9 protein-coding genes and 1 CRISPR repeat array (1 of these 10 only partly in view) are annotated in these 12,995 nt (G+C 37.4%); all 9 genes read left to right on the top strand.

Annotation, left to right across the window (positions count from 1 at the left end; all coding sequences use genetic code 11):
- The first annotated feature begins 2 nt into the window (after nucleotides 1-2).
- Nucleotides 3-2,084, top strand: a complete 2,082-nt coding sequence (locus AC0L7T_RS02760) for a TIGR03986 family type III CRISPR-associated RAMP protein (protein ID WP_146948756.1) — start codon at nucleotides 3-5, stop codon at nucleotides 2,082-2,084.
- Between the two features lie 134 nt (nucleotides 2,085-2,218).
- On the top strand, nucleotides 2,219-3,664 hold the full coding sequence (locus AC0L7T_RS02755) for a hypothetical protein (RefSeq protein ID WP_473340947.1): 1,446 nt from the start codon (nucleotides 2,219-2,221) through the stop codon (nucleotides 3,662-3,664).
- A gap of 6 nt (nucleotides 3,665-3,670) precedes the next feature.
- Nucleotides 3,671-5,065 carry a TIGR02221 family CRISPR-associated protein gene (gene csx2, locus AC0L7T_RS02750; RefSeq protein WP_473340946.1) on the top strand — a complete coding sequence of 465 codons (1,395 nt, stop codon included), beginning with the start codon at nucleotides 3,671-3,673 and terminating at the stop codon, nucleotides 5,063-5,065.
- A 4-nt stretch (nucleotides 5,066-5,069) separates the two neighbouring features.
- The gene (locus AC0L7T_RS02745; RefSeq protein WP_473340945.1) at nucleotides 5,070-5,426 is read left to right on the top strand and encodes a hypothetical protein; all 357 of its coding nucleotides are present in this window, start codon (nucleotides 5,070-5,072) and stop codon (nucleotides 5,424-5,426) included.
- Nucleotides 5,423-6,844, top strand: coding sequence for an ATP-dependent DNA helicase (locus AC0L7T_RS02740; RefSeq protein ID WP_473340944.1), 1,422 nt, complete (start codon nucleotides 5,423-5,425; stop codon nucleotides 6,842-6,844). The genes AC0L7T_RS02745 and AC0L7T_RS02740 overlap by 4 nt, the downstream gene beginning before the upstream one ends.
- A 48-nt stretch (nucleotides 6,845-6,892) precedes the next feature.
- Nucleotides 6,893-7,903 (top strand): CRISPR-associated endonuclease Cas1, encoded by a 1,011-nt coding sequence (gene cas1, locus AC0L7T_RS02735; protein WP_473340943.1) that lies wholly within the window; start codon nucleotides 6,893-6,895, stop codon nucleotides 7,901-7,903.
- Nucleotides 7,887-8,909, top strand: coding sequence for a CRISPR-associated primase-polymerase type B (locus AC0L7T_RS02730; protein ID WP_473340942.1), 1,023 nt, complete (start codon nucleotides 7,887-7,889; stop codon nucleotides 8,907-8,909). The genes cas1 and AC0L7T_RS02730 overlap by 17 nt, the downstream gene beginning before the upstream one ends.
- A gap of 1 nt (nucleotide 8,910) precedes the next feature.
- Nucleotides 8,911-9,393, top strand: coding sequence for a CRISPR-associated endonuclease Cas2 (gene cas2, locus AC0L7T_RS02725; RefSeq protein WP_473340941.1), 483 nt, complete (start codon nucleotides 8,911-8,913; stop codon nucleotides 9,391-9,393).
- Nucleotides 9,394-9,410: 17 nt separating this feature from the next.
- Complete coding sequence (locus AC0L7T_RS02720; RefSeq protein WP_473340940.1) at nucleotides 9,411-10,907, top strand: DUF7017 domain-containing protein; 1,497 nt, start codon at nucleotides 9,411-9,413, stop codon at nucleotides 10,905-10,907.
- A gap of 142 nt (nucleotides 10,908-11,049) precedes the next feature.
- A CRISPR array of direct repeats spans nucleotides 11,050-12,995; the repeat unit is 37 nt; unit sequence GTCTGAGAGACACATCCACTACAACAAGGATTAAGAC; it runs 1,318 nt beyond the window's last position.

The following is a 12,995-nucleotide window of genomic DNA, read 5'->3' as shown; positions in this document are numbered from 1 at the left end:
AAATGACTATAGTAAAATCACCCTATAATTTCGTTCCCGCTCCTACCGAGGAGCAGGTTTTTAAGCCCGATTGGGCTGAGAAAGTAAGCCATGATGTCCCTTTTGAAGATGGGGAAAGTGGTGAGATCGAGATCGAAATTACCGCAGAGACTCCAATTTTTATTAGAAATGGACACACAAAGCCTGAAGAAGGAACGAAACCGACATCGGAATTTTCTTATTACATAGATTCAAAAGGTCAGAAGAAGTATTTTATTCCAGCTACTTCGATCAAGGGAATGGTAAGGAATGTGCTGGAGATTATGAGTTTTTCTAAGTTAAATAAAGACCTGATTAATGATAATAGGTACGCATTCCGAGATTTATCCAGTTCGTCCAATCAATACATGTCGAGGTACAAAAACTCTAAAATACAAGGAGGCTGGTTATTAGAAAACAGTGATGGTTCGTGGCAAATTGAAAAATGTGAACAAATAGCCCATATTGATCAAAGAGAATTATTAGAAAGTATTGGAATTCCATTTAGAAAAGAATTTCTTAATAGGCAACCTATTGAAAAAGATGCGAAATATAAGTATGAGCATCCCAAAGTGGGACAAGTAGGATTAACTCATTCATTTTCCATTAGTACTCATAAGCTTTTCGGAAATGTGGAGATTAATCTCGCAAAATTAGAATCGCCTGGAAAAAAAGGAATTCTTGTATTTACTGGGCAACCAGGTAAACGCTCAGAACCAGAGGGAGAAAAAGCTTCAGGTAAAATAAGAGAATTTGTATTTTTTGATGCAGAAGCACCTAAGATTATCCCTGTAAATAAAGAGCAACAAAAGGATTTTAAGTTTATATACGGTCATGATGACCCAAATAATATTTCTCCAGATTGGAAATACTGGAGCGAGAAGCTAAAGAAAGGACAGACGATTCCTGTATTTTTTTCTGAGGATAGCTCAGGTGGGTTACAACATTTTGGATTGTCTTATATGTATAGGCTTCCTTTTAAGCATAGAATCAGTCAAATGGAACCATTGATTTCTTACAAATCCGATCAAGATCTAGCCAATACAATTTTTGGGTTTACAAAAAAAGAAGTGAGCTTAAAAGGGAGAGTCATGTTTGGACATGCATTAGCAGATAACTCAAGTGTGAGAGAAATGGGAGTTGTTGATGTTATTCTTGGAGGACCCAAAGCTTCCTACTTCCCATTTTATTTGACGCAATTTAAAAAAAACGGAAAATATTACACCTACGATGATTCAGATGCCAGACTAAGGGGGTTTAAAAGATATCCAGTTAAGGATAAAGAAGAAAAATCAGTTATAGGGGATAATTATAAAGTAGTCTCCCATTTAAACCCACTTGACAAGGGAGTAAAATTCAAATTAAAAGTCAGGTTTCATAATTTAAAACAAGTGGAAATAGGGGCCTTGCTCTCAGCTATTACCTTTCATGGCTATTCCGATCAATTTTATCACAGCCTAGGTGCTGGAAAGCCTCTTGGCTATGGAAAAGTAAAATTCAATGTAAATGGTTTGAAATTTCTAGAAAAATCTGCTGAAGAGTACATGCTTGATTTTGAAAATATGATGATTTCTATCAATCCTAACTGGATCTCAAGTCCTCAAATTCATGAACTTTTTGCAATGGCAAAAGGTGGAGTCGATGAAGATTTTCTACAATATCCCTCCATCCAGGAATATGCTAACTACAAAAAGGAAAAAGAAAACAAACAGCCAAAGGATTTAGATCACTTAGACAGCTTTACAGAGACTTTTGAATTAGATGATATTTCAAAAATCATCAAGCCATTTGCGGTCAGATTAAAACCACAAACTACTCTACAATTAGATTTCGACAATTATCAAGATCTCTCAAAATATCTCAATGAAGAAATCAGTATTTTTGGAGAATTTACTGAGAATAATAAAAAGTTAATTTTTGAAAAAATAATCACAATAATCGAATCCAAACATAAAGACTCAATTAAGAAACTCAGGAAAGAAAGTCATTGGGAAGGAAACATTACAAATTGGCTTGGTCAGCAAGAAATGAAGTTCTTAAAGGAAAGATTAATGCCATTCTTATAGCGTATCCACTCTTCTCTCCATTATTTCAGATCAGGTGGTACTATCCTGTTATTTATCTATCAATTTCATAAAAATGATTTAAATTTTCCAATGAAATTTTTAGGACAACTTAAGATAATTAAAAAATTTACCTCATGGCCAATCTAAACCCACTCAATACTTCTTTTCCGAAAACAATGATTGGGGTAGCAACAGCTCAAAACACAGTCAATACGGTGCCAGCTATTCAATTAGGTATACCCAACTTTCAATTTATAGAAACCGAAGGAGCAAAAAAAAAGGGATGGGTTGCATTGGCTGAGAAGGCTTTATCGAACAAAAAAATCAAGGTAAAACCATCCATCTTCCTAAATACTGAAATTGAATCAGATCCCTTTCAAATCTGCACCTATTTGCCCACAAAGGTAGACAGCAATCATCCTATACTCTGGAATATTGGTGGGGGACAGAAAAATCATATTCTAGGTTTATGGGAAACTTTTAAACTACGTAAAAATTATAACGATCAGGTTTGCTATTCAAATATTCAAAGTCGGGTAATCGAACTCTGGTCCTGGGAAGACGATAAAATCAAGCATTACCAGATCCCTTTAGACTACGAGGACGAACTGTCAAATTATTTAACCGTCTACGGCTTCGAAGTCAAGGAAGGAGGTGAAGGAAACCTGCTTTACGAAAACGGTAAGATTAAAAACAAACAGGAGACATTTGACTGGTTTCAATTTCAGGAATTTAGATATTTTGTTGCTTCTATTTTCGAAAAAAAAGCGCAAAATATGCCTCAAACTTTCACTTTAGAGGAAGTTAAAAAGAAGCTAAATGGAAATGTAGACGACCTTTCTGAGGAACTTTTCCAAATACTACTAAAAAACAATCCTCAGATAAAGGCTGAAAATAATATTGTTCAATTACAAAAAAATGTTTTGAAATTCAACATTCTCAATCTGGTCTTAAGTTTTATAAAAAAGAAATTGCTAGTTAATGAAAGATTTTTACCAAAGGAATTCACTTTTTCAGACCCAGCCCTAATCGAAAATCTAGAAAAAATTGAATTACCTAGAACACTCAAAAAAACCACAGAAAACTTAGGGAAAATTCTAGGCATGTCTTCGGGTTTTTATTTCGAGAATATCTTAATCAGCCAGATTCAAAAAATCCTGGAAAAGGGTAATCATATAATCACAAAAGCATATGCTAATGTAAAAATAAAATCAAGAGAAAATGAAGCTGAATTTGACATTTTATTGCTTACAAGCCTTGGAACACTCCATGTTTTAGATGGTAAACTCGATGCCTTTGACAAAAAAGATGAAAATTCTAGAAAGCACGTATTGTCTCAAGCAGGAGGGGCCTTTTCTTCATTTCAGCCTGTTTTTTTATTCTACCCAGAAGATATGACTAAAGATCATATATCTCAATCTATTCTTCAGAAACTTAAGGACTATGCGGTGTCCAAATCAAATTTTATGATTTTCAACACAACTGGAAATGCTACAGAAAGGATTACTATAGACGAAATAGAGGTTGAAGTGAAGCATTTTAACAACCTCCTCCACCACTTAGGCCTGAAAAAAAACTAATTTAATATGTCCAGAAAAATCCTTCTCTCATTCTTAGGTACCAACAACTATATCCCTTGCAACTATTACATTGAAGGGCAAAACGGTAGAAAGGTTGAAAACGTCAAATATATCCAAGAAGCATTGGTTAGACTAGAGTGTAAAGATTTTTCCTCCCAAGACAAGGTTTTACTATTTTTAACGAAAAAGGCGGAAAAAATGAATTATTGGGATAATGGTCAATTTAACCCTGAAACCAAGGAGTTCAACTTTCCTAATGCTGGATTAAATACCTTCCTTAAAAAACTTAAAAAGGAAGATTTTCATTTTCAAATCAACCATAAACCAATAAAAGAAGGCTTTTCAAAAGAGGAGGTCTGGTCCATATTTGAAACTGTAGCGGATGAAATTCAGGAAGGAGATCAGGTTATTTTTGATATTACTCATGCTTTCCGTTTTCTACCAATGCTAGGAGTGGTATTGCTGAATTTCTTGAAGGTTACAAAAAATATTACCGTATTAGGAATTCATTATGGCGCATTTGAAAAACTAGGTTCGATTCAGGAAGTTATAAACATGGAGATCGAAGACCGAAATGCACCAATCCTCGATTTAAATATTCTTTTGGAATTCCAAACCTGGACTTCTGCGGTGAACAACTTTGTGAAATTTGGAGAAACCAAAGAATTAAGTAAGGTCAGTCAACCCATAATAAATAGACTCATGTCTAAAAGTAAAGGCACTGATTTAGTAACCAAGGATGTAAGGTATGTGATAGATCAATTAGCCTTACTCCTTTCCAACCTCCAGACCAATCGTTTAAATATTTTACTGGACCAGGATTATACAGATTTTAAGGAGAAGTTAGAAAAATTACCTGAATCAGACATTGACATTAAACCTATCAAGCAGATTCTGAAATTGATTCAAAATAAGGTAACCCCAATTATCATTTCTAGGGAGTTAATTTGGCTTGAAAGTGCGAAATGGTGTTTAGAACATCAATTAGTCCAGCAGGCCTATACCCAGTTACAAGAAGGATTGTTGACTTATTCCATGCAATTTTTTGAATGCGAAATAAATTCAAATAATGCATTAAAAACTTTATTTGAAAAACACTCATTCCCCACCTCTCCAGAAAGAGGAGATATACAAGACCGTCTTTTTTTCAGTAGCCTATTGAATTTTATATACAAAGCTTCCCGAAACATGCTAAAAGACAACGACGAAGGTGGACTCGTCGAAATTTCAATGATTTTACAGGGAGATTTTTTCAAAAGTCTTGGGACAATTTATGCTTACATCACTGAACCCCGTAACGATATTAATCACGCGGGAATTAGAAATGACCCCATGAAATCAGCCGCACTTAAAACAAGAATTGGCGAATTGATAAAACAAGTAGAAACTTTATTATCCTAATATAATGCTCCTTAATCTCTCCAATCACCCTTCTTCCACTTGGTCACAAAAGCAAATGGAAATGGCTGTGGTCAAATATGGCACGGTTGAAAATCTTCCCTTTCCCCAAGTAGACCCGGATCTTGACGAGGAAGCTTTGGAACATCTCGTTAATTTGTATTTCAAAAAAGTAATTGTGTACAAACCGGCTGCCATACACATTATGGGAGAACTAACCTTTTGTCTGGCTTTGGTTAGCAAACTTACAAAAACAGGCCTCCCCTGCCTGGCCTCCACCACTCATCGAATTAGCGAGGTGTTACCGAATGGCAGTAAGGTCTCTAAATTTGAATTTGTCCGTTTTAGACAGTATAAGCTATGAATAAAGACATCACCCTGAATCCTCAGCAAGCGGACACCTTAGAGCAAATTCGTGATTTCCTTTCACTCCGAGGTCATGCCATTTTTATACTGAAAGGCTATGCTGGGACAGGAAAAACGACCCTCTTACAGTATCTGGCTGCGGAATTAGAGAAAACCAAAAAACCTTTTTCTCTTTTGGCTCCAACCGGCAGGGCTGCCGCTGTTTTACGTGCCAAAACAGGCTTTACGGCCAAAACCATCCATTCGGAATTGTACCATTTTAAGGATATTGATGGCGAGGTAGAAGAAACAAATGAAAACCCCCAGGCCGATCAATATGGGCAAATGCGCCTACTTTTTGAAATACGCGAAGCTGATGAAGAGGATGACAAGGTGTATATCGTTGATGAGGCTTCCATGCTTGGTGATGTCAAGGCAGAAGAAAGCTCCTTTGCAAGCTTCGGAAGCGGCCACCTTTTGACAGATTTTCTGGGATTAGTTGGAAAGAATAAAGTAATTTTTGCCGGAGATCCTTGCCAGCTACCTCCTGTCGGGAGCCGGGAAAGTCCAGCACTTACAGAAAGCTGGTTTCGGCTACAGGGCAGAAAGGTACAAAGTACTGAAATCACTCAAATCCTAAGACAAAAACAGGATTCTGAAGTCTTGAAACTGGCTACCCGCGTACGCCGAATGACCAGACAAACTTTTCACAGTCGCTATGTAAAACTGCCTGCGCTTTCCCGTACAGACATCTGTTTATATTCCTATGACGAAATGCTGAATAAATACATTCAACATTTACAAGCCAAAGGAAACGAACAAAGTATTGCCATCACCCTTTCCAATTTCAATTGCCTCGATATCAACCAAAAAGTCAGGCAACATTTGTATGGAAATGCCCATGCTCCTGTACAACCGGGCGATCTGCTGATGGTTACCCAAAACAACTACCTTGTACCACTAACAAATGGAGACTTTGCAGAAGTATTGGAGGTGGGAGATCAAGTAGTAAAAAAAGGCATACACTTTCAGCATGTTACCATCAAAGCACGATTGACAGGAAAAACATATGAGACCCTACTCTGTTTGGATCCGCTCTACCGAGGTAGCCCAAACTTAATCCCTGATCAACAGCGCCTTCTAATGATCGATTTCAGTCAGCGAATGCACAAAAACAAAGTAAAAAAGAAGTCAGACATCTATTTTGATGCCCTTTACAAAGATCCTTACCTCAACAGTCTCCGGGCCAACTTTGGTTATGCCGTAACTTGTCATAAAAGCCAAGGAGGCGAATGGGAAGAGGTATTCTTCTTTCTTAACAAAGGCATGTACCGAATGGAGCCCCCTGAACTTTTACGATGGTGGTATACCGGAATAACCCGCTCAAAGGAAAAACTTCGAATGGTAAGTGACTGGTGGATTGCGGGAAGTAGATAAATTGATTAAAAATAATCTGTAAATATTTTTCGAATAAAAAAAAGCATCATGCATTTAGTCATCAATACCTATGGAGCTACCTTGACGAAAGAAAATGGATTGTTTGTGGTACAAACTCAGGAAGGTAAGCAAACATTCCCTCCTGATGTGGTCAAAAGCATTAGCATTTCAAAGGCAACAAGAATCACTTCAGATGCCATTATATTAGCCATTCATCATCAGGTAGAAGTACTGTTTGTAAATGAAATGGGAAATCCTGAGGGTCGGGTATGGAGCATAAAGTATGGGAGTATTTCGAATATTCGTAAAGCCCAAATAAATTTTCTATACTCCAAAGCGGCAGTTTCTTGGGTAAAAGACCTAATCCAGTTAAAACTCGACCATCAAATTGCTTTACTACTTGCTTTTCTACCAGAAAAAGAAATTGACCAAAAGATATATAATCATTTCCGCTCTGTTATTAACAGTGTAGAGGATTATAAAAATAAAATTGGTCAACAAGACGGAGATATTGTCTCTGAGGTAGCGCCAAGTCTTAGGGGGTGGGAAGGTGCTGCGGGAAAAAGGTATTTTCAGGCAATTTCATTTTTAATGCCTCAAGCCTATTCCTTTGAAGGAAGAAACAGAATGCCTGCCAAAGATCCTTTCAACTCCTTACTAAATTATTCCTATGGGATTCTTTATGGTAAAGTGGAAGGTGCTTTGATCAAAGCAGGAATAGATCCCTACGTAGGCATATTTCACCGTGATGACTACAACAGACCAGCTTTGGTATTTGATATGATTGAACCCTACAGAGGGTGGATGGACTATGTGGTCATACGATTGTGCCAGGAAATTGCTATTCCAGTAGAAGCCTTCACCTTGGATCCCCATAGCAGGGCGATCTTATTGGGTCCTTTGGCAAAAAGAATCTTGATCCAATCAGTAAATGATTATTTGGGAGAAATTATTTCTATTAAAGGGCGAAATCTTAGTAGAGCATCACATATGGAAGAAGACATGCATAAACTGGCAAAAGTATTTTTAAATCATACAGCAAATGATCCGATTAGGTAAGCACGTAACTCAAGCAGGAGACCAATTATACGATGTAGAGGTAAAAAAGATCCACAAAGCCTTGCAAAATGAGAAGGGGGAGGTAGCAATATTGCTACAAAGACTTCAGGCAATTCGAGCAATGGATCCTGCAAAATACAGGAAATTAAAAACCCAACTTCCCTATATTGTTTGTGCTCAATTTCATCCTAAAGTAAGGAAAAAAGAAAATTTTCTTTTTTCCGAACGCTTTTTGATTGATATAGATCATCTCTCTGAACATGATTTAGATTTAGAAACATTAAAGAAAAAATTCACCCGTGATTCAAGACTGGAGTTAATGTTCGTTTCTCCAAGTGGAGATGGACTCAAACTGATGTTTAGATTATCTGAACAAATAACAGACCCTGGGTATTATGTCACTTTTTATAAAGCCTTTTGCCTATCCATTGGGAAACAATATTGTTTGGGAGCGGCCCTAGACCATAAGACTCATGACGTAAGCAGGTGCTGTTTTGTTAGTTGTGACCCTACAGCTTACTTCAACCCTGATTCAAGCCCTATAATTCCTACTGAATTTGTAAGCCAAGAAAATTTTTGGGAAATGGAACAGGTCGAGATTGCCATCAAAGAAACCGAAAAAACACAAAGACAAGTTTCTATCGAAAAGCAATCTGAAAAAGGTATTCAAAGACAAGCATTACCCGATTCGGTCATGGACCGAATAAAAGAAAAAATGGGTATGCGTGTAAAAAGAAATCCCAAAAAAGAATACATTCAACCCAAAGAGTTGGAAGAAATCATGACTGTAATTGAAAAGGCAGTGAAAGAGGTTGGGGTGAATATGGAATCTGTTAAACCTATATCCTATGGCAGGCAAATACGTTTTGGGGCAGAAAATATTTGGTCAGAAATAAATATTTTTTCAGGAAAAAAAGGTGTTAGTATAGTCGGAACTACCAAAACAGGAAGCAACAAAGCTTTTTGCCATCAAATGGTTGAGTATTTAAATACCTTTTTAAATTGATATGGCAAAACCTCCAAAAAAAGTATTTGATTTAAAAGAGAAAATAGAAAAGCTTAAAGCCGCTGGGTTCACTTCTGTCAATCCACAAACCACCAGAAAAAAAGATGATGATGAATTGGCACCTTTACCGGATCGAATCCGCTTGATCCTAGGTATACTTCAACAAAGTCCCAAAAAAAGTACGCATATGAATTATCTGATCATGTACGATATAGAAAACAATAAAGTCCGAAGGTTGGTAGCCAAATACTTGGAAAAACAAGGTTGTGTTCGTGTACAGAAATCCATTTTTCTCATTCATTCGGATCATAAAAAATATGATGAAATACGGGAAACACTTGTTGATATTAATGATGCATATGACAATGATGACAGTATCATATTGGTTCCATTAAATATCAGCGATGCCCGAAGCATGAAACTCATTGGTAAAAATGTGGACATCTCAAGAATAGTAGATCCACCCAATACTGTATTTTTATAACTTACAAATAGTGTATAATGGATAATACTGTCAGTGAACTTCGCAAAGCCGGAAACCTAGCCAGATCTTACGAGATGGCGAAAAATGATCTCAATAAAAGCCCAAATAACCAATCTGCTAAAATTTCTATGGCTTGGGTGCTCCATGACTATTTAAAAACCCAATCTTCAGGCACATCACCTCTTCCTGCAGTAAAAGTCTTAAAAGAAATTCGAAAGCTGGGTTCGATAAATGATGCAGAAATTTTATATGACCAAGTAGCCTTTTGGACAGGTACTATTCTCTTAAATCAAGCAAAATCCAAGCATCCTGAAAGTGAAACAATAGAACAGATTTTCCAATCCATCGAAGATTTTCCTTTTCCCAAACCTTCAAAGCAATACACTTGGCTACTGACTGGTCTATTGGCCCACTGGGAAAATTGGTCTGGATTTATAGGTTTAATGAACTGGTGGGGCTGGGGTAATTTTCGTGAAGAGGATTTTTTAACGGTTACCAAAAATAACAAGCAATACCTATCCACCGTAGAAAAACTGATAGGTAGGTATACCAAAACCATTCTTCAAAAAGCTGCTGGCAATGAGCTTCCTGATCATGTTTTATCAAACCTTTGCCATACACTTTTAAGGTTTATGGATCAGTACCATCAGAAATGCAAAAATTACACTTTCTATGCCTATTACAGAGCCAAGGTATTGTCTCTCATCGGGGAAAAAGAAAAAGCAAAGGCTTGTTTTCTGCCCTTTGCAAAAAAAAGAACGAGAGATTTTTGGGTATGGGAGTTACTAAGTCAATTGGAAATTGATCCCGAAGTGGCACTGGCCTATCAAGTGAGGGCGGTAAGTGTAAAGACAAAACCTGAATTTTTAGCAAAAGTAAGGGAGGACTTGGTGAATAAAATCATCTCCATCAATCCTGATTGGGCCAAAACAGAACTAGAGATTATCATTAAGCTTAGAGAAAAAAATGGATGGCCATTAACCAATACTATCAAAGAAAAAATAGCGGAAAAATGGTTCCTTGAGGGAAATATTATTTCTACAAAAGCCATATATCAGCAATATTCGGAAATCGCTAATAGCCAATTTATGGAAAAACCCGTAAGTCATCAACTTTTAATCAATGGGAGCCTGTCAGATAATAAAAAAGCATTTGGGCTGAACCACAAAAAAGAGACAATCAAATTATTGACAAACAGGCTTCAGCTGCAAATGGGACAAGCTTATGAAATAGTAGGACAGCAGGGCCCTAATGGCTGGATTTTAATACACCAAGCCAAGAAAATTGAAGAAGATAGTTTCAGTGTATGGGTAGTAACCAAATCAGGAAAATTCACTTTTCACCCCAGTAAACAATTCGGCTTTTTAAAGGACATTTTTATTCCTCCCCACTTATTAAAAGAACATTCTTTAGAAGATGGAATGCTGGTCAGTGTGACGGCTGTTCAATCCTTTGATAAGAAAAAAGAAAAGTGGGGATGGCAAGGCTATTCAATAACTCTAATTAAACACTAAATCAAATTTGCATAATCAATAAAAAGCCTCTAGATTTAGAACAAAGGAATCAGAAAAGAGCGTTTATGAAGGCTAAAACAGGGGGAAATCCAACAACACAAGGACATAACCAAAACTTAGTCAATCACTTATGGAATCAGCCGTCTGAGAGACACATCCACTACAACAAGGATTAAGACTGAAGATTAGGAGACTTACTGCTAATTCTACCTGTTGTCTGAGAGACACATCCACTACAACAAGGATTAAGACCTGTGTTATCATAGAGATTCGACACGGCCTTGACAGGTCTGAGAGACACATCCACTACAACAAGGATTAAGACCGCTTTGAGCGACGACTTCAAGGAGAATCTTTGTCGGTGTCTGAGAGACACATCCACTACAACAAGGATTAAGACTGTTCGGCTAACGCACGTGCGAAGTGTAAACCTGTGTCTGAGAGACACATCCACTACAACAAGGATTAAGACCTGAATTAAAAAAGTTTAATAAGGATATTCAAATCAAAGTCTGAGAGACACATCCACTACAACAAGGATTAAGACTAGTTATTTTATTTATTTAATGTTCCTATAAAACCAATGTCTGAGAGACACATCCACTACAACAAGGATTAAGACCGCGTATTACCTGCTTTAGGCGTAACCGTCACGTCAGTGTCTGAGAGACACATCCACTACAACAAGGATTAAGACAGCATGGCCATCAGGCAACTTAATAAACTTTTCATACGGTCTGAGAGACACATCCACTACAACAAGGATTAAGACCTGAGCCCTTTAATTCAGCCAGACGAAGCGCATTAGAGTCTGAGAGACACATCCACTACAACAAGGATTAAGACCATATTATGTTCTGGTTTAGTTGAAAGGGGGAAGAGGTCTGAGAGACACATCCACTACAACAAGGATTAAGACACTGAACCATGTGTTTCTGTAAAATGTCCATACGATCGTCTGAGAGACACATCCACTACAACAAGGATTAAGACGGCCCCTGCTTCACCTATTGCCAACATGACATAGATGTCTGAGAGACACATCCACTACAACAAGGATTAAGACCCTACATTTTTACGGAAATACAACTCTCCATTGCACGGTCTGAGAGACACATCCACTACAACAAGGATTAAGACAGCAGTCCTTAGATTACTCATACCTATTAGAGGTGTCTGAGAGACACATCCACTACAACAAGGATTAAGACTCCATTCTCTGAGTCTTGCAAATCAGAACGGGCAATGGTCTGAGAGACACATCCACTACAACAAGGATTAAGACCCTCTACAAAGTCAAGTGCCTGAGCACTGCCAAGGGCAGTCTGAGAGACACATCCACTACAACAAGGATTAAGACTACTTTTACGCGGTCCCTGTGCAGTTTGGTATTCCTGGTCTGAGAGACACATCCACTACAACAAGGATTAAGACAATTAATTCCTTCTCTGACTCTTCAAAGATAAAAAGTCTGAGAGACACATCCACTACAACAAGGATTAAGACTCTCGGAAGTATGACCTCTCAAAGCTGAAAATATTGTCTGAGAGACACATCCACTACAACAAGGATTAAGACCTGGAATGGTTCCACCGTCCTAAATGATCCGTCCTGTCTGAGAGACACATCCACTACAACAAGGATTAAGACTGCTCGAATAACTCTCTTATTGTTTCCTTAATCTTAAAGTCTGAGAGACACATCCACTACAACAAGGATTAAGACAAGTTCTATTTTTGCAGGTAAACATCCTTCCTCCAGTCTGAGAGACACATCCACTACAACAAGGATTAAGACATTGACCCTGCTTCCCCTATCGCAAGCATCACATAGAGTCTGAGAGACACATCCACTACAACAAGGATTAAGACTGGCATTGATATTTCCCTCACTATCAAGAAATGCAATGTCTGAGAGACACATCCACTACAACAAGGATTAAGACTTTAAGAGTTATATTTTCAAGTTTAAGTATATATTTGTCTGAGAGACACATCCACTACAACAAGGATTAAGACAAAAGCTCTTTTAATGATTCCCATTTTCTTATATCGTCTGAGAGACACATCCACTACAACAAGGATTAAG

The sequence above is a fragment of the Cyclobacterium sp. 10D3-21 genome (assembly GCF_055809755.1).
The sequence above is the reverse complement of the archived record's forward strand: the minus strand, read 5'-3'. Positions and strand labels throughout refer to the sequence as shown.